Annotated in this window: 11 protein-coding genes; all 11 read left to right on the top strand. The window is 55.3% G+C overall.

Going from position 1 to position 19,812, the window contains the following annotated elements:
• Positions 1 to 53: 53 nt before the first annotated feature.
• The 11 genes from RAC89_RS27290 to RAC89_RS27240 all read left to right on the top strand — a co-directional run bounded on the left by RAC89_RS27290 (position 54) and on the right by RAC89_RS27240 (position 19,740).
• Positions 54 to 2,312: a helix-turn-helix domain-containing protein gene (locus RAC89_RS27290; protein WP_306616872.1), complete on the top strand. Its 2,259-nt coding sequence runs from the start codon at positions 54 to 56 to the stop codon at positions 2,310 to 2,312.
• A 180-nt stretch (positions 2,313 to 2,492) separates the two neighbouring features.
• Positions 2,493 to 3,455, top strand: a complete 963-nt coding sequence (locus tag RAC89_RS27285; RefSeq protein WP_306616871.1) for an ABC transporter permease — start codon at positions 2,493 to 2,495, stop codon at positions 3,453 to 3,455.
• Between the two features lie 19 nt (positions 3,456 to 3,474).
• A complete protein-coding gene (locus RAC89_RS27280; protein ID WP_284646055.1) occupies positions 3,475 to 4,350 on the top strand; it encodes a carbohydrate ABC transporter permease in 876 nt (291 codons plus the stop codon).
• An 84-nt stretch (positions 4,351 to 4,434) separates the two neighbouring features.
• Entirely contained in the window at positions 4,435 to 6,072 is a 1,638-nt protein-coding gene (locus RAC89_RS27275) for an extracellular solute-binding protein (protein ID WP_306616870.1), read from the top strand.
• 63 nt (positions 6,073 to 6,135) lie between these two features.
• Positions 6,136 to 7,407, top strand: a complete 1,272-nt coding sequence (locus tag RAC89_RS27270; RefSeq protein ID WP_306616869.1) for an alpha-L-fucosidase — start codon at positions 6,136 to 6,138, stop codon at positions 7,405 to 7,407.
• A gap of 79 nt (positions 7,408 to 7,486) precedes the next feature.
• Positions 7,487 to 12,475 carry an Ig-like domain-containing protein gene (locus RAC89_RS27265; protein WP_306616868.1) on the top strand — a complete coding sequence of 1,663 codons (4,989 nt, stop codon included), beginning with the start codon at positions 7,487 to 7,489 and terminating at the stop codon, positions 12,473 to 12,475.
• Positions 12,476 to 12,498: 23 nt separating this feature from the next.
• On the top strand, positions 12,499 to 13,467 hold the full coding sequence (locus RAC89_RS27260) for an acetylxylan esterase (protein ID WP_306616867.1): 969 nt from the start codon (positions 12,499 to 12,501) through the stop codon (positions 13,465 to 13,467).
• 164 nt (positions 13,468 to 13,631) lie between these two features.
• Entirely contained in the window at positions 13,632 to 14,621 is a 990-nt protein-coding gene (locus RAC89_RS27255) for a LacI family DNA-binding transcriptional regulator (RefSeq protein ID WP_306616866.1), read from the top strand.
• 54 nt (positions 14,622 to 14,675) lie between these two features.
• Positions 14,676 to 16,469, top strand: a complete 1,794-nt coding sequence (locus tag RAC89_RS27250) for an L-fucose isomerase (protein WP_306616865.1) — start codon at positions 14,676 to 14,678, stop codon at positions 16,467 to 16,469.
• Between the two features lie 12 nt (positions 16,470 to 16,481).
• Positions 16,482 to 18,170: a ribulokinase gene (locus tag RAC89_RS27245; RefSeq protein WP_306616864.1), complete on the top strand. Its 1,689-nt coding sequence runs from the start codon at positions 16,482 to 16,484 to the stop codon at positions 18,168 to 18,170.
• Between the two features lie 244 nt (positions 18,171 to 18,414).
• A complete protein-coding gene (locus tag RAC89_RS27240) occupies positions 18,415 to 19,740 on the top strand; it encodes an FAD-binding oxidoreductase (RefSeq protein ID WP_306616863.1) in 1,326 nt (441 codons plus the stop codon).
• The last annotated feature ends 72 nt before the right edge of the window (positions 19,741 to 19,812 follow it).

Raw genomic sequence — 19,812 nt, 5'->3', positions numbered from 1 at the left:
GCGAATCCTTTACAATGAAAGAACCTCACAACACGCTATAGGAGAGATGCGTTTTGCAAAAAAAGTGGTTGTATCGTTTTATTTTATCCTACCTTCCGATTTTTTTTGCGGTCATCTTCTGCTTGATGCTGTTGTTCTTTCTTGGTGTCAGCGAGCTGACGAAGAAGCAATCCCTGAAGACGTATGAGGTGTACTCCCAGCAGGTCATGCATATTGTCGACTCCACGCTGCAGAATATCGATACGCTCGCCAGCAAAAATTTACTGCTGCATCCTAAGATTGCAGCCTATTTCGAACAAACGGGGGAGCAATCCCCCTATTCGTATTATGGGGTTACCGAGGTGCTGCTCGACTTCGTGGCACCGCTGCCGATGATCGATTCCGTTTATTTGTACCGTGCAACGGACGGCAAGGTGCTGCTGCAGCATTTCTCATCGGAAATTAAGGATTTCGGGGACCGCGACTTCATTGAGCAGGCTATGAAATCATCGAAGCCTATGCTGTGGAGCGGTGTTAGAAATTTGTCGTTGTACGATTCCGATGACCGCCAGAAGTCGGTTGTTTCTTTAGTTAAAAAAATGCCCTATTATTCCGGCGCTCAAGGCCTGATTGTCATCAACGTGCGCTCCAGCTCGCTCCAGGCGCTCGTGAAGGAGATGTACGACAACGGCACCGGGACCGCTTGTCTGATGGATGCCGGCGGCAGCAGCTTCGAAGGGGCGGCGCGGCCATGCGGCCCGCAGGCGCCGGCGGCGGAGAAGGGCAGCGTGGTGCTGGCTTCTCCGTATTCCGGCTGGAAGCTGTATATGAGTATGCAGCATCACAGCGTATTCGCTTTTCTCTCCACCTTCTCGTACATATGGTTCGTCCTCGGACTCATAGCGATTGTCGGCGGGGTCGGAGCGATGACGTATATCAGCCACCGGCAGTATCGTCCGATCGATCAGGTCGTCAGCCGGATTCAGTCCTTCACGGAGCAAAAGAAGGGGTATGTCGACCGAACGGATGTCAAGGACGAATTTGCCTTCATCGACCATGCCCTGGTGAATCTGATCGAGCAATCAAACCGGTTCGAGGAGCAGCAGGCCGAAGGAATGATCTATCGCAGATCGCAGCTTTTCAAGGAGCTGATGGAGGGGACGCGGCCGATCTCCAAAGAGGAGCTTCACAGGGAGTCCGCTTTGCTCGGGATCGAGGCGCCATTCGATTACGCAGCCACCGCTATTGTAGAGATGGATGCGTATGCCCGGTTCATCTCCGAATATTCAGCTCGGGATCAGCTGCTTTTCAAGTTTACCCTGCGCAGCGCGATTCAGGAAATCGCCGGGGAAGAGGAGGAGTTCCTCTGGACGGAGTGGGTCACTCCGAGCCGGCTCGGATTGTTCTACCGGAAGGCAGGCAGCGGCGGCGAGAGACGGATGATCGTGAAGATCACCGAGATGGCGGAGCGGGCGCGAGCTTGGGTGGAACAGTACCTGAAGTTTACGATCACGTTCGGCATCGGGGGAACCGTCAGGGAACCGCATCAAGTCCATCTGTCCTATCGGCAGGCGGAGAAGGCTCTGGAGCGCAAAATCTCGCTGGGCCCGAATAGGGTCATCGTTTATGACCCGCAGTGGGGCTCGTTAGCCGAAGGCTCCGGCGTGGATACCTTAATGCAGGAGCTGCAGGAGGCGGCCCAGCTGTTCCGTCTCGGCAACCCGGATTGGGAGCTTCTGCTGCGGCAGGCATTTCAAGCCTTATCCACGGGCATTTACTCCCGCGAGGACGTCACCGGCCTGATTCGCCTGTTCAAGGCGCAGCTGAAGCGGGAGATGCAGGAGCTGCCGCAGGAGCTGCAGGAGGTATGGAGGGCTGACGGACTCCAGCGCATCCAGGATTTGCCTGAGGATCCGGAATGGGTGGAGGAGACCCGAAGCTACCTGTACGAGGCGCTGGGCGAGGTCGACCGGCAGCTCCGCGGGCTTCGAATGGGCCGGGAGCAGTATACTCTCGCCGCTCAGGTGCGTGAATATATTATGGAGCATTACGCCGACAGCGAGCTGTCCCTTGCCCAGATCAGCGATACCTTCGACATGAATCAGAAGACGTTAAGCCGTATTTTTAAAGAGGAGTTCGGCGAGAAATTTGTCGATTACCTGGCCAAGGTACGGGTGGAGCAAGCCAAACGGCTGCTGCTTGAGACGTCGGAGCCGGTACAGGCGATCGCCGAGAAAGTTGGATATTTGTATCCGATGTCGTTTATCCGGGTATTCAAGAAGGTGGAGGGCACGACTCCGGGGGATTACCGGAAGGAGCACAGCCCTGAATGAAATCACGTCCGGCCGAGGCGAAAAGCCTTGCTGCCGGGCGTTTTTTTGTTTTATTCGAAGCGGCAGGAGGTATACGAGAAAGATGAATATTGCCGGATAGCGGCTTCGGAGGATAAGGTGAGTTCAGCAAGGCGAACCGAATCGGTCGCCGATACTAAACAGCCGGAAGGAGGTACACACATGAATAACCAACAAGCATGGGACGCGGGTCTTCAAGAGAAGAAGCTCTCGACGCAGCGCCGGTCCCTTTGGAACAACAGACGATTCCGTCAGAACGTACCGCTCTGGCTGATGTTTTTGCCCGTTGCCGTGTTCTATATTTTGTTCAAGTACACCCCGATGCTGGGACTGGTGATTGCGTTTAAGAACTACACCTTCTATGAGGGCATCTGGGGCAGCCAGTGGGTCGGGTTCGATAATTTCACCAATTTGTTCACTCAGGCACAATCGGTCCAAATCATCCGAAATACGCTGGTGCTCAGTATCTTATCGGTGTTTGTCGGGTTTCCGTTTCCGATCGCGCTGGCGATTATGATGAACGAGGTCCGAAAGACCTGGTTCAAACGCACGGTGCAAACGCTCGTCTACTTGCCTCACTTCTTCTCCTGGGTTGTCGTCGGAGGGATTGTGCTCACGCTCTTCTCCCAAGGCGGCATGCTGAATGAGCTCGTAGCGAAGCTGCTCGGCGAGCCTTATGCCTTCCTGTTCCATGAGTGGTCCTGGATCTCGATCTTCCTCGGTTCGGGCATTTGGAAGGAAGCGGGCTTCAGCGCGATCATCTACTTGGCAGCGCTGACGGTCATCGACCCGAGCTTATACGAAGCGGCGAGCATCGACGGCGCCGGCAAATGGAAGCAGATGTGGCACGTCACGCTGCCGGGCCTCAGTCCGACGATTATCGTCATGCTCATCCTGGCCATGGGCCGGGTGATGGAGGTTGGCTTCGATCAAGTCTACGTGCTGCAGAACTCGATTGTCGCGAACATTTCGGAGGTCATCAGCACCTTCATTTATCAGGCGGGCTTGCAGGGAGGACAATTTAGTCTGACCGCTGCACTCGGCTTGTTCGAATCCGTCGTCGGGCTGGTGCTGGTTGTGATTACCAATGCCATTGCCAGACGCTTTAACAAAGAGCTGTGGTGAGAGGAGGGCAAACAAACGCATGCGCACTTCATTTTCCGAAAAAATATTTTACGGCGTGAACTACTTCCTGCTGGCCGTTGCCGGTCTAGTATGCTTCCTGCCGCTCCTTCACTTGGCTTCCCTGTCGCTTAGCGGCAAGGACCCGGTCATGTCCGGTTACGTGACCTTGTGGCCCTTGGAGTTCACATTAGAGTCATATGAGATGCTGTTCAAAGGCACTCCGGTTGTCCGCGCCTTTACCAATAACGTCATTATCACTGTTGTCGGCGTCGTGCTCAGCATGATTTTCACGATTTTCGCGGCTCATCCGTTATCCCGCAAGGCATTTTACGGCCGCCGCTTCATCACTTTGGCCATAGTATTCACCATGCTGTTCCAAGGGGGTCTCATCCCGACGTACCTTGTGATTAAGCAGCTCGGGCTGATCGATTCCTACGGCGCTTTGTGGTTCCCCGGCCTTGTCAGCACCTTCAATATGCTGATCATGCGAAGCTTCTTCGAGAATATCCCCGAGGAGCTCGATGAAGCGGCACGCATGGACGGCTGCGGCGAGTGGAGACTGCTGCTGCGGATCATTCTCCCGCTGTCGCTGCCGATGCTCGCGACCATTGCCTTATTTTACGGCGTGCAATATTGGAATTCGTTCTTCAACGTGCTCATCTACTTGAACAGCCCGGAGAAGTATAACTTGACCGTGCTCATTCAGCAGATGGTTCGAAGCCAGTCGATTCTGCAGGAGATCAACGCCATGAATCAGCAGGAAATTCCGAATATTACACCGGAGGGCATGAAGGCGGCGGGTATTATGGTCATCATTCTTCCTATGCTCGTCGTTTATCCGCTGCTGCAAAAGTATTTCGTTAAAGGGGTGATGATCGGCGCGGTGAAAGGGTAGCTGCCTTCAGAAGGGCCGAAGCAAGTTCGGAAAGTGCAAGCGGGTCGATCCATCATGTACAATGAATAGGGAGGTCGAAATTTCATGACAAAAAGAAACTGGAAGCGCTCTTCCAGCGCGATACTAGCGCTTTCGCTTATTGCGGCAGGCTGCGGCGGTAATGGAGCAGGCAAAACCGAGGATACGAAGAATGCGGCGGAGGAGCCTGCGAAGCGCGGTTCGATTACGGTATCGCTGTACGATCGCGGAACGGTTCCTGCGGATGAAGGAACGATGGATAACAACCGCTGGACGAAGTGGGTTAACGAGAACGGCCCTGCCGATGTGAAGTATGTGACGGTGCCGCGCTTCGAATCGCTGCAGAAATTCAACGTGATGTTCGCGTCGGGATCAGCCCCCGACCTGATTCTCGAGTTCGATACGGCCTATCAGGGACAATTATACAGTCAGAAGCAGCTGATGCCGCTGGACGATTTGATTGCCAAGCACAGCAAGGAATATAAGCAAATGCTGGAGAAATATCCGGCTATTAAAAAAGCGGGTACGATGCCGGACGGCAAAATGTATTTGCTTGGTCGCCCGATGAACTTCGGACCCCAGCATTACTTGTTCATCCGCGCCGACTGGCTTAAGAAGCTGAACCTGAAAGCACCTACGACGCCGGAGGAGCTGCTGGAGGTCGCTAAGGCGTTCGCGGCGAAGGATCCAGACGGCAACGGAAAGGCGGATACGCAGGGGATCGGGCTTAGCTTTGTATCCGGCATTATTTTGAACAATATGTTCGGGACCAACTTCACGCTGTTCGGCACAGGCCAGTACCCTTGGATCGTCGAGAACGGCAAGGTCGTGCATGATTGGGACCGCTTGAAGGCGGCACTCGAATTCCAGAAGCAAATCTATGACGCCGGTATTGCGGATAAGGATTTCGTGACGGACAAGAACGGTGAGAAGCAGAAGCAAGCCTGGATTACGGGCAAGCTCGGCATCTACGGCGGTAACGGGGCGGATGTGAAGATTTATGAAGCGCTGAAGAAAAACGTGCCGGAGGCCGAAATCATCCCGATTGAGCTTCCGAAAACCTCCTTCGGCCATTACAGCCCGCTTCTGTCGACGCCGATCCAAATGACCGGAATGGTTAACGCAGCGGCGAAGGATCCGGTGTCGGTCATCAAGATGATCGACTTCATGTCCAGCGAGAAGTATTACAATACGATTCAAAACGGGCTCGAGGGCGTCCACCATAAGCTAAGCGCCAACGGCTGTCCTGAACCGATCGATGCGGAGAAGAACAAGAAGGAGCTCGGCTATGCAGGGGATATGAATATGCTCGCGCCTTTGCTTGGCAAGTGCTTCGGCTTGGAGAACAAAGTGAACCCTACTCCGGCGGAGAAGGATATGGTTCAGATCATCGATATGGCCAAGAAGGCTTATATGGACCCGGCGAAGCCTATGGCCGGCATTACTCACAGCAGCTATTTGCCGAACCTGCCGCAGGAGCTCGCCCCGATCAACGCCAACGCCAACAAAACGATCATTGACCTGGCGGTCAAGGCGATCGTGAGCGGAAAGTCCTATACGGTCGATCAGTTCGTGCAGGAGGCGAAGGCAACCTGGGAGAAGGCCGGCGGAGCGAAGGTAGACGACTTCTACGGCAAGTGGTACGACGAGAACAAAGACAAAGCCATCCTGATGAAGGATCTGTATCAGATGGGCGGCAAATAATTCCGTAGGAAAGCGCCTCTTGCACGGGGCGCTTTCCGCTTACTAACGAAGGGAGAGTACACTATGATTCGCCGATTTCACGATGCCCGCGACCGGTTCTTCGACCTCCGGTTCGGGATGTTTATCCACTGGGGACTTTATGCCATCCCCGCATGGCACGAACAATTGCTCTGGCGCGGCCGGACGACACGCGCGGAATACGAGCAGCTGATTCATCAGTTCGATCCGCAGCGGTTTGACCCGGAGGAATGGCTGGATGCGGCGCAAGAGGCCGGAATGCAGTACATCTGCTTCACGACAAAGCATCATGACGGCTTCTGTATGTGGGATACGAAGCAGACCGATTACAACGTCATGAATACACCCTACGGGAAGGATACGCTGGCAATGCTTGCGGAAGCGTGCCGCAAGAGAGGCATGCCGTTAAGCTTGTATTATTCCTGCCCGGATTGGCATCATCCGAATTATCCGAACCTTGGCAGGCATCATGAGATGTTCGGTCCGCGGCCGGGGGACGAGCCAAATCTGGAACGGTACTATGAATATGTTGCGGAGCAGATTCGGGAGCTGCTGACGGGTTACGGTCCGATCTATCAATGGTTCTGGGATGTCAATGTGGCCGAGTATCACAATCCCGCGATCAATGAGCTGATCCGTTCGCTGCAGCCGGGCATTCTCATCAACAATCGGGGTCCCGGCGAGGGCGATTACAGCACACCGGAGCGGCATGTCCCGGAGGGAGGCATCTTTCGTACGCCGACGGAGGCCTGCCAGTCACTGGGTCGTGAGAGCTGGGGATATCGCGAGGGGGAGGACTATTACAGCCACAAGTTTCTGATGCAGAGCATGGACAAAATTTTTGCAATGGGCGGCAACTATTTGCTGAATGTCGGCCCGCGGGCGGACGGTACGCTCGATCCGGCTCATGTGGAGACGCTGCGTGCGCTGGGCTCCTGGTACCGGTCGGTGAAGGAGGCTTTCACGGATGCCCAGCCGGCCTCCTATATGGGGGGAAGAGACGAAATTATCGGCTCCGATGAGGTACATAGTGTCGTAGCCCGGGATCATGTACTGCTTACCCGAAAGGGCAATCATCTTTACGTGCATGCATATAAAGATTTGCAGGGTGACTGTATCGTACTAAGGCCGCTGGACCGGCAGCCGAAACGAGCGGTGCTGCTGAACAACGGGCAGGAGCTGGAGACGAGTGTGGAGCTTCTGCCTTGGTACTGGAAGGAGAAGCCGTATCTTCGCATCAAACGGGTGCCCGTTAATGAAATGACCGGAACCGTAATGGTCATCCGGCTGGAATTTGACGATTCCATCGCGGAATAAGCGATATACAGGAAAATTGGATATTGAATTTGCCGGATTTCGAGCCTTATGCTGGGCACAAATTGAAAGGGGTGAAATCATGTATTCATTGTTTACCAAGTCAAGGTTTGTATGCGTTTTCTTGGTTTTTACGTTAATGCTAGGCTCGCTGATGCCTTTCGCGGCGTCTTCCGTCTTCGCCTCGGCAGGAGGCGATCTGTTGGCCGACACCTTCGATACGGCTACACTTGGCCAGAGGCCCACGGGTTGGTCCGGCAATCCGCCGGCTGCGGTCGAACCGGCACCGAATCCTTACGTCGCCAAGGCGGTCGTCGAGGAGCTTCAGGGACACCCGGGCCGGCTGCTGCATATGCAGAAGAACGCGAAGTCCGTATCCACGTACCAAATCGAGCGTAAGCTGGCTACGTCTGCAACGGCCAAGAGCGTTCTCACGTATCAGGTGCGGCCGGAGCAAGGAGACGCCGTCATCTATCTGCCGTCGCCTAAGAGCGGAACGGTGGTATTGGCCAAATTCGCCTTCAACAACGGGCATTTTGCCTATATGAAGAAGGGCGCTTCGGCCTGGACCAACATTACGCCCTACAGCGGCGGAGTATGGTATGATGTGAAGCTTGCTTTGAATGCCGAGACCGACACCTTCGATCTGTACATTAACGGCGAGCTTAAGCTGGCGCAAGAACCGATGGCGGAGGGAGAAGCGCTGACGTCCTTCTATCTCGGTATCTATAAGGACAGCATTGGCCGCGTCTACTTTGATGAGCTCCATGCTTATTCGTATAAGCCTGCTCTTGGCGCCTCGTTCCAGGAAGCGGGCTACTCGGTGGCTGCAGGAGCCAGTCTGCCGTTGACGCTTGTTTATAATCCCGTTGATGCGACGAACCAAACGGCCGCATGGACCTCGGATAACCCGGCTGTAGCGACCGTTAACTCGAGCGGTGTGGTTACCGGTATCAAACCGGGAACCGCTGTCATCACGGCTGTGCCGGTCGAGGATCTTCCGCCGGTCAGCACCACCGTGACGGTCTACGAGGTTCCGGTAACCGGTATCTCTCTTGCTCCGGTGACCTCCAGTGTTCCGGCAGGGTCCCGCGTGTTCCTTCAGGCGACCGTGGCTCCGGACAACAGTACGAACAAAAAGCTGACATGGGGAACCTATGATCCGCAGGTGGCAGCCGTAGATCAATACGGCGAATTGACGGGTGTCGGTGCCGGCACGACTAAGGTGTATGCACTAAGCGCGGACGGTTCGGTCCGCGGGGAGACGACCGTCACCGTCACAGCGCGCAGCATTCAGCATCAGCTTTATGTATCGCTAAACGGCCAGGATACAAATCCGGGAACGATCGAAGCACCGTTCCGTACGATCTCCAGAGCCAAAACGGCGGTACGTGGGCTGAATGCCGCAATGACCGGCGATATTGTCGTCAATCTGCGCGAGGGAACGTACACGCTGCAGGATACGCTTCAATTCGATCCGAACGATTCCGGGAAGAACGGGCACTTTGTCACCTACCGCAGCTATCCGGGCGAGCAAGCGGTGATCAGTGGAGGACGCGCTGTAACCGGATGGGTAGAGCATGATCCGGCTAAAGGGATCTACAAGGCGGCTGTGGGGCCGGGCTTCCAGACAAGACAGCTCTTTGTAGACGGGGTTCGCGCCATACGGGCGCGAAGCGAAGGGGGATTGACCAACCCGGTCAAGACGGCCAACGGTTATACCTCCGACGATACGTTTTTGGCCGGATGGCGGAACCCTGCCGATTTGGAGTTCGTATTTAACGAGATTTGGACGAATCCGCGGGCGGGCGTCGCTTCGATCTCGGCTGCGGACGGCAAAGCCGTCATCACAATGGAGGAGCCCGGCTGGACCGCCGTCGCCAATAAAGGGATGACGTCCGCCACGGTTCCTGTTCATTACGAGAATGCTTATGAATTGCTGGACCAAGCGGGAGAATGGTATTTGGATTCCGCCGAGGGGATGCTGTACTACAAGCCGCGTGCATGGGAGCAGCTATCTAATGCTGCTGTCATTGCTCCTGTACTTGAGAAGCTGATCACGATACAAGGGATTTCCGCCGATCAGCCGGTCCGCAACGTGCAATTCGAAGGGCTGCATTTCATGTACACGACCTGGATGCGTCCGAGCACAAGCCTGGGCCATGCCGATGCCCAGAATAACTACCTTCGTTACCCGGGTACTCCGGATGAGCTGGCGGACGCGGCGATTATGATTCAGCTGGCGAATTCCGTGAACTTCGAACGAAATCATTTTGCCAAGCTGGGGATTACGGCGCTTCGCATGGATAACGGCGTGCAGAACAGCCTTGTCCGCGGGAATGAGTTCTATGATATTTCCGGAGGCGCGATCAATGTAGGCTCACCGAATTCGAATGATCGCGAGGTATTCAATCCGGCCGATCACCGTAAAGTGATGAAGAACAACGATATTGTGAATAATCTGATCCATGATATCGGAGTGGACTATAAGTCCGCCGCGGCCATCTCCGCCGGCTATCCCGAGGATATGGACATCAGCCATAATGAGATTTACAACATTCCCTACAGCGGAACGCATATCGGCTACGGATGGGCTAAGGCATTCGATCCGATCACCCGCAATGTCAAAATTCAAAATAACCTGATTTATGACCTGATGGGTATGGGACTTCGTGACGGCGGAGCGATCTACAGCCTGGGGGTAACCGGTGCGACACCGGAGAATAAGAACCTGGTGTCGGGCAACTATATCCGCAACCAGATGGATGCCAACGGTGCCTTGTACGCCGATGAAGCCTCAGCTTACTGGCGTTACGAGAATAACGTCATTGATCTGAAGGAGTCGCCGCCATGGCATTCGCCTAAGCGCTGGGCGCTGGTATGGACACAAACGATCCATGATTTGGACTTTTATAATAACTATACGACCGGCGAGGCTTATACGAATTCCGGTGTCAATGTGACCTTCGAAAATACGCATTCGTATCCGGACGCGAACTGGCCGGGTGAGGCGCGAGCCATTATTGACAATGCGGGATTGCAGCCGGAGTATCGCTTCCTGGCGGAGGGCAAGGTAAGCCGCTGGTCGTCCGAGGCGGTGAACATCGCCGTCGGCGGAAGCGCCGCCATGAAGCTGTTCTCCAAGAACGGCAAGGATCAGACGGTAACGCAGGAGCAAAGCCGTATCTATTACTCCACGGCCAATCCGTCAATTGCTGTAGTGGATGAGCAGGGTGCCGTGAAGGGTGTTTCTGTCGGCAGCACCAAGGTACGGGCGCATATTGTGAACGGATCCCTGCTGAGGACGGTGGAAGCGGATGTATTTGTCGGCGATACGCTTGCTGAAATACGCTTGGACGATCAGGTAGGGAAGGTAGTCTACGTAGAGGAGGGCACTTCCGTGTCGCTCTCCGGGTACGGGAGCACCGCCTTCGGGAACAAGATCGGATTAGACTCGATTACTTATCGGTCCAGTGAGCCGTCGATTGCTTCCGTGGCGGAGGGGGGTATACTGACAGCGCATCAAGCGGGCTCGACGGTGCTTACCATGGAGGCCGATTTCCTTGGCAACAGAACCGTAAGCCATGTACTCCTCAAAGTATGGAATCACGAGAGCTCTTCCGGTTACGCTATGCGTTATGAGTTTGACGATGCGGACAACTGGTATGTTAGCTCTACCGGCAACGGCACCAAGCAAGCGACCGGGGGGCAGATCACCGTGGGCACACCCGGCGGTCATGCGATCTACCAAGGCAGAACGTATCGGAACGAGTTGCTTGATTTTAACCTTAAGATCAATGGAACCGGCAGCTGGTACGCCCTGATGTTCGGCAATCAGGATAAGGAGAAGGGATACAGCAACGGCAGCTCTTATCTGGTAACCATCAGCTCCGGCGCTCTGGAGCTGCAGCGGTTTAATGAAGGCGCGCGGACGGTCATCTACGGCAATATCGCCGGACATACCAGCATCGGCGGCGATGCCGTTCCGAACACGATGCTTCCGCTGGGTGAGGAGCACAGGGTCCAGCTGGGCTCCTTCGAGGAAGCGGGCGGCGTTCGTCTAATTATGAAGGTGGACGGCAACGAGGTCTTTAACTTCCTGGATACGACCGCTAAGGCACTGAAGGGCCCCGGTTATTTCGGTCTTGTTTCCCGCACGGGAAGCATGACGCTTGGACCTAGTGTTCAAGGTCCGGCACCTGTCGTAGGAATCGCAATAGAGGGACTCAGCGGTGAATTGAAGGCCGGCGAAGTGCGTACGTCGGTGGCGAAGGCTGTTTATGACAATGGCTTCAGTGGCTTGGTCCATAATGTGGTATGGATCAGCAGCCAGCCTGAGACGTTATCCGTTGACCCCGGCGGCGTCGTAACGGCACTGCGTCCGGGATCGGCGATCCTTAGTGCTTCTTATGGCGCGGTTCAAGGCACGTATCCGGTAACGGTGCTGCCGTCCCCCGACCGGAAGGCTCCAGTAACTACGGACAATGCGCCGGAGAGCTGGTCGGCTTCGGATGTAACGGTACAGCTGCAGGCAACGGATGAGGAATCCGGTGTGGCGGCTACCTATTACACGGTGAATGACGGTCAGCCTGTCGCGGGAACGGCCGTGAAGCTGACCGAGGAGGGCATCCATACGCTTCGCTACTGGAGCGTTGACAAGGCAGGCAATCAAGAAACCGTGCATACCAAACTCGTACGTATTGACAAAACGGCCCCGACGCTGCAGGTAACGCTGTCCGAATCGGTGCTGTTCCCGGCTAATCATCGGATGGTTTCCGTAACAGCCTCTACCTATGCACAAGACCGGTTCACAAGCGATGTGAAGGTAACTCTTCTTTCGGTCGTCAGCAATGAGCCGGATGAAGGTCTCGGTGATGGCGATACGGCGGGCGATATTCAAGGAGCGGAAGCAGGCACGGCTGATTTGGAATTTTTGCTTCGTGCGGAAAGGAGTGGCAAGGGTCCAGGTAGAATGTATACGGTAACCTACCTCGCATCGGATGAAGCAGGAAATCACACCACTGCTTCTGCTATTGTCACCGTTCCGCATTCGTCCTCCGGGAAAAAATAGGTTAAGAAAGGGTTTCCTTCCACATGGGTTTTCTAGACCGAAAAGTGAAAGATTTATATCAGTATACTCCGGAGCTTACCGCTCCGGAGGATCTCGATTCCTTCTGGAATCGCACGCTGGAGCAGGCAGGCCAAGTCACTGTGCCCGCCAAGCGGCAGCTCATCTCCACCCCTATGCGCGGAGTCCAGGCGTATCAGGTAACGTATCAAGGCTACGCAGATACGCCGGTCAACGGCAGCTTCCTCGTGCCGTCGTTATGGAACGAGGAGCGCTTTCCCTGCGTTATTCAGCTTCACGGCTACACCGGAAGCAGTCTGCTGCCGGAGCATTATGCCCCTTGGCTGCTGGCGGGTATCGCCGTCTTTGCCATTGATATCCGCGGTCAAGCGGGAGGCACGGGAGACCTGCTGCCGCAAGAGACCGGTATGGCCAAGGGCTGGATCACCAAGGGTATTGATGATAAAGACACTTGTTACTACAAGGCAATATCCGTCGACTGCTTGCGGGCCATTGACTGGGTTGCCGAGCAGCCGGAGGTGGATACCGCCCGAATCGGCGTGGCCGGGGGCAGCCAGGGAGGAGGGCTGGCCATGCTGATGAGCGCGCTTAGCGACAAGCTTGCTTTTGCCATTGCGGACATCCCGAATATGTGTCATATGGATTGGGGGATCTTTAACTCGACGGGCTCCCTTACCGAAGCAGCCGATTATGTGTCCCGTTTCCCCGACAAGTGGGAGGCTGTGACGAAGACGCTCAGCTACTTCGATAACATGAACCTGGCCCACCGGATTCGGATCCCGATCCTCGTCTCAGTCAGCTTGAAGGATACCGTATGTATGCCGGAAACCGTATTCGCGGCCTACAACCGGATTACCTCGGAGAAGCAGCTGCACATCTACCCGTTCCGGGGTCATTCCACCGGAGATAAGCACTTGCGCAAGATTCTGGAATTCACACTGGCCCAGTGTGATACAGGCAAGGACAATAGCTGATAGACAACTTACCGCAGTAACGAGTAAATGGGACGCCTAACAGAGCTGTGATGGCGTCCCTTTCTTTTTTTCAATAAAAAATCAGGATTGTAAAGGCTGTCATGATATGCTAAATTGAATGTGTAAACGTTATACTATGAAATCCAGGATAGAGGCGTACTGCAGTGAGCTCGATTACAATTAAAGACGTGGCACGGGCCGCAGGGGTATCGACGGCGACCGTATCTCGTGTACTGAACAACAGTGGATATGTCAGCCAGGAGGTACGGCTGCATGTCGAGGAAGTTATGAAGAGCATGAACTATCAGCCGAATGTGCTCGCAAGGAGTTTAAAGCAGGAGCGTACAAGAACCGTCGGCATTATTTTGCCGGATATGACGAACTCTTATTTTATGACGGTCGCAAGACGCGTGCAGCAGCATCTGCTGGAGAAAGGCTATCATCTGATTTATATGGATTCCGGCGAGGATGCGGCGAAGGAGCTGGAGGCGATTCAACTGCTCCAAGGGATGCGGATTGAAGCGCTGATTATTGCCGGAACAGGGAAAAATGCGGACATTCTGCAGCATCTGGTCGGGGCCGGCACCTATGTGGTGCTGCTGGACCGCATCGTGGACGGCGTGAATACGGATCTTGTCGTTGAGGATAATGCGGCTGCCGCCGAGGAGGCAACGGATTATTTGCTTGAGAAATACGGCGCGGATATTGGACTGTTACTGGGCCCGACCGGTATTAGTACAGCGAGGGAAAGGCTGGAAGGTGTGCAGAAGGCGTTACGGCGCAGGGAGCTTGATCTGGCCTCAATCCTGGTGTTCAACGGAGATTATACGAGAGCTTCCGGCATCAGGGCCAGCGACTTTTTCATGAGTCAGAATAAGCCGCCCGCTGCTGTGTTCTCGGCGAACAATGAGATGACCTTCGGCTTTTACCAGGGCTTGAGGCAAAGATGCATAGCGCTGGATTCGGTCGAAGTCGTTTCCTTCGGGGAAGTGCCCGCGGCGGACTTGTTCAGCCAACGTCTGTCCGTGATCTACCAGAGCCCTGACCGGATTGGTGAGGCTGTGGCGGAGCTGACACTGAAGCGGATAGAACAGAAAAGCCGGGAACGGGAGAAACGAATATTTACACCGCGTTTTGAGAAGCGATTCTCTTGACGCTTTTCATAAACAGTGTGTAAACGTTAACACATAAAGGGAGGGTATCATAAGATGAATCACAGTGTAGCAGGAAATCGACTTGTAGGGGCAATGCCGAAGATTGGAATCCGTCCGGCCATCGACGGACGCCGGGGCGGGATCCGGGAGTCCCTGGAGGATGTCACCATGAACATGGCCAAGGCGGTTGCCGAGCTGCTCGGAAGCCAATTGCGCCACTCCAACGGATTGCCGGTGGAATGCGTGATAGCGGATACATGTATCGGCGGCGTGGCCGAAGCGGCGCAGGCGGCATCGAAGTTCGAAAAGGAGGGCGTCGGCGTATCGATAACAGTCACCCCTTCCTGGTGTTACCCTCTGGAGACCATCGATACGCACAGAGACATGCCGAAGGCAATCTGGGGCTTTAACGGGACGGAGCGCCCCGGGGCCGTGTATTTGGCGGCTGCCAATTCCGCTCATAACCAGAAGGGCTTGCCGGTATTCAGCATTTATGGCCGGGATGTGCAGGACATGGGCGACGGCACTATTCCGGCCGATGTGCGGGAAAAGCTGCTGAGCTTTGCCAAGGCAGGCATTGCCGTAGCGACAATGAGGGGAAAATCGTACCTGTCGCTTGGCTCGGTATCGATGGGCATCGCAGGCTGCATAGCGGATGAAGGCTTCTTCCAGCAGTATCTGGGCATGCGTAACGAGTATGTAGATATGACGGAGTTTGTGCGGCGTATGGAGCTTGGCATTTATGACCAGGAAGAGTATAAGCGTGCGCTGCAATGGACAAAGGAGCATTGCCGTGAAGGCAAGGATGTGAATCCCGCCCATCTGAAGCGGACGGAGGAACAGAAGAAAGCGGATTGGGAGACGGTCGTGCGGATGACGCTGATTGCCCGTGATCTCATGGTGGGCAATCCGAAGCTGGCAAAAATGGGCTACGGCGAGGAAGCGCTTGGACGTAATGCAATTGCTGCGGGCTTCCAAGGTCAGCGCATGTGGACGGACTATTATCCTAACGGTGATTTTATGGAAGCGATTCTGACCTCCTCCTTTGACTGGAACGGCATTCGGGAAGCGTACATCCTGTCTACGGAAAATGATACCTTGAACGCAGTTACAATGCTCTTCGGGCATCTTCTGACGGATGCGGCTCAAATTTTCGCGGATGTGAGAACGTATTGGAGTCCGGACGCGGTGAAGCGCGTAACGGGTCATGAGCTTACCGGCTTAGCACGGCACGGGATGATCCATCTGATCAACTCGGGACCCGCCGCGCTTGACGGAACGGGCCGCCAAAGGAAGGATGGCAAAGCGGCGATGAAGCCGTTCTGGGAAATCACGGAGCAAGAAGTCAAGGCTTGTCTGGAAGCGACAGCATGGTGTCCTGCGGTTGATTTCTTCCGAGGCGGCGGCTTCTCGACGGATTATCAGACGGCTGGGGGCATGCCTGTAACGATGGCAAGGCTCAATCTAATCCAAGGTCTGGGTCCGGTACTGCAATTAGCCGAAGGCTACACCGTTGACATTCCTCAGGAGATACATGACGTGTTGGATGAGCGGACGAATTCGACTTGGCCGACGACCTGGTTCGTACCCGAGCTTACGGGGAAAGGCGTATTCAGGGACGTGTACTCTGTCATGAGTGCCTGGGGCTCCAATCATTGCGCGGTGAGCTACGGGCATATCGGATCCCAATTGATTACCTTGGCCTCCATGCTCCGAATCCCTGTCAGTATGCATAATGTGGCGGAGGAGCGGATCTTCCGTCCCAGCGCATGGTCAGCTTTCGGCACAGCAGATTTGGAATCGGCGGATTTCCGAGCGTGTACCCAGTTCGGCCCCTTGTACAAGTAGGAGGCCAACTGGATGAAAAAGCGGAATTATGTCGTTGGCGTAGATTTCGGGACCGAAAGCGGTCGGGCGATTCTGGTGGATGTGCTCCATGGCGAGGAACTCGCCGTTCACGTGACGCCTTACCCTCATGGAGTGATCGATGCAGCGCTGCCCGGCTCGCCGAACCGGCTGCCGCAGGATTGGGCGCTTCAGCACCCGGCTGATTACCTTGAAGTACTCCGTCGGTCCATTCCGGCCGTCATGCAGCAGGCGGGGATTCAGCCGGAGCAGGTCATCGGCATAGGCGTTGACTTTACAGCTTGCACGGTGCTCCCCGTGAATGAGCATGGAATGCCTCTTTGCTTCCTTGAGGAATTCCGGGAGGATCCGCATGCTTGGGTGAAGCTTTGGAAGCACCACGCGGCGGAACCGCAGGCGAAGCGGCTTACTGAGCTGGCGCGGACAAGAGACGAGAGCTTCCTATCGCGCTATGGCGGCAGCATATCCTCCGAGTGGCTGCTGCCGAAGGTGCTGGAAACGGCCGAGCTGTCACCGGCGGTGTTCGAGGCGGCGGACCGTTTCGTAGAAGCAGCCGATTGGGTTGTCTGGCAGCTATGCGGTGAGCTGACCCGTAATAGCTGCTGCGCAGGTTATAAAGGAATGTGGCATAAAACGGAAGGATACGTGTCCGATGATTTCTTGAAGGAGCTGCATCCGAAGCTGGAGGGGTTGTACTCCTCCAAGCTGGCGGGTGCGGTGCAGCCGGCAGGCGTTCGAGCCGGCACGCTGCGGCAGGAGCAGGCGGAGCAGCTCGGATTGCTTCCCGGAACGCCGGTGGCTACGGCCATTATCGACGCCCATGCGGCGGTGCTTGGGTGCGGAGTTACCGAACCGGGCAGCATGGTGCTGGCGATGGGGACCTCGCTTTGCCATATGGTGCTGAGCGGGGAGGAGCGGCATATAGATGGCGTAAGCGGTGTGGTCGAGGACGGAATCGTACCGGGGCTCTTCGGTTATGAGGCAGGACAGCCTGCCGTAGGGGATATGTTCGCCTGGTTCGTGAACGCTTGTGTATCCGCCGATACGAAGAGTGAAGCCGAGAAGGCGGGCTGCAGTGTGCATGAATGGCTGGAAAAACAAGCCGCCAAGCTGCAGGCTGGAGAATCGGGCCTATTGGCCATCGATTGGTGGAACGGCGGCCGTGCCCCGATCATGAACGCCGGGCTGTCCGGCCTGATGGTCGGGTTAACGCTCGGCACAACGCAAGCGGAAATGTACCGCGCGCTGCTGGAAGCAGCGGCGTTCGGAACCCGAAGCATTGTCGACCGCTTTCGTGTAGGCGGCGTCCATATCGAAGCCTTGTATGCCTGTGGTGGTCTTCCGCAGAAAAACCGGCTGCTGATGCAGATTTTTGCAGACGTGCTCGGAATGGAGATCAAGATTGCCAAGTCCAGCCAGCCGGTAGCGCTGGGTGCAGCCATCTGCGGGGCAGCGGCTGCCGGAGCGGCTGCGGGGGGATATGGCAGCCTTCGCGAGGCGATTCAGGCGATGGGCAGACTCCAGGAGCATAGCTACAAGCCGACCGAACGGACGAAGGCAGCTTACGACCGATTGTACGGGCACTATCGCGCGCTGCAGGATGCTTACGGCACTCCGCAAGGCAAGCTCTTCGGGCTGATGGAAGATCTGAAGCGGCTGCGGTCAGAAGGATTGCCGCGGTAACCTGTCCGGTGGATAGGGTAACCGGAGTTCATGCGGTGTATCTTCTTTTTTAGGGGACGGTGAGGAAGGTAGTTTGATCTCAAAAGCTTTCGGTTTGTCTACTAGTTTGGTGAAACATTTCCATAAATAGGGATGGATGCGTATGGTCTCGACATATACTTAACTCGTGTGTGTACTTTTCGAATTCGGGCGTGACTGAAGTAGGCTCGATGTTGAGGGGACAGAGTAGGAAAGGGGACGTACGATGGTTTCGATTTATGGGCTGACAGGGCGTGTCGTTACCGAGGGTTCCTCCGATTATGAGGCTGCGAGGCACAGCTTTAATGCGCGTTTTTCCAAACGTCCCAAGCTCATCGTGTTTTGTCAGCTTACGGAGGATGTAGCCAATGCCGTTCGCTGGGCCAAGTACCATCGAATACCGTTTCGGGTGCGATGCGGCGGACATAGCTATGAGGCCTTTTCAACCATAGATGAGGGGTTAGTCATCGATGTCAGCGAGATGCTGCAGCTGAAGGTGGATCTGAAGGCAGGCACGGCTAAGCTTGGGGCAGGGTATCGCTTACTTTCTCTCTATGAAGCCTTATGGAAATATCGAGTCGCTATCCCAGGCGGGACCTGTCCAACCGTCGGTATATCCGGGCTGACGCTCGGCGGCGGCTTCGGGCTTTTGTCCAGACATTTCGGCATGACCTGTGACAGTCTTCTGGAGCTGGAGATGGTGAATTCTCGCGGCATGGTGATCTACGCGAATGATAGGCAGCATCGTGAGCTGTTCTGGGCTTGCCGGGGAGCCGGCGACGGCAGCTTTGGCGCGATCACGTCGTTCACCTTCCGAATCCATCCGATCGGGGAGGTCGCTTATTATACGATACAGTGGGACTTTACCGACCTTCCAAAGGTCGTCCGCTACTGGCAGCAATGGGCTCCCTTTACGGATACTCGTCTGACGCCGCTGCTCAATTTGTCCGCACCTAAGCAAGGAGACATTTTGTCAACCGGACTTTATATAGGAACCCAGTCAGAGCTCAGAGATCTCCTTCGGCCTTTACTTCAACATGTCCCTCCTAAAACAATCACCGTTCGTTCGGCAACGTGGATTGAAGCGGCCCGTCACTTTGCCGGAAGAGCTGTGAAGCAGGCCACCTTCAAAAACTCCTCCGCTTATGCCTACGAGCCCTTGTCCGATGCTGCGATCGATACGATCGTCGACCAACTGACTAAAGCGCCGGGCGGCTCAACGAATATGGTATCCCTAGATGCTTATGGAGGAGCTATTGCCGGTGTTGCCCCGCAAGACACGGCTTTCGTACATCGGACAGCACTATTCGTGCTTCAATATCAAGCTTACTGGGAGCAGGAAGCCGATGCGGCCCCAAATATCAATTGGGTAGAGCGGTTTCGGCAGTTGATGCTGCCTTATACCCGCGGTGCCTATCGTGATTATTGTGATGTTATGATTCCCGATTGGCCTTTGGCCTATTTTGGGGATAATCTGGCGAGGCTGCAGCGTGTAAAGCGGCTGTATGATCCGGAAAATGTGTTTACCTATGAACAAAGCATACGATTGTAAATCCGGTTAGCTGCTCATATGCAAACCTTGTAAAGGGCTAAGAGTGCAGATTGATGTCCCCCCCGGACATCA

The organism is Paenibacillus sp. GD4 (genome assembly GCF_030846225.1).
Taxonomy (GTDB): Bacteria; Bacillota; Bacilli; order Paenibacillales; family NBRC-103111; genus Paenibacillus_G; species Paenibacillus_G silviterrae.
The sequence above is the reverse complement of the archived record's forward strand: the minus strand, read 5'-3'. Positions and strand labels throughout refer to the sequence as shown.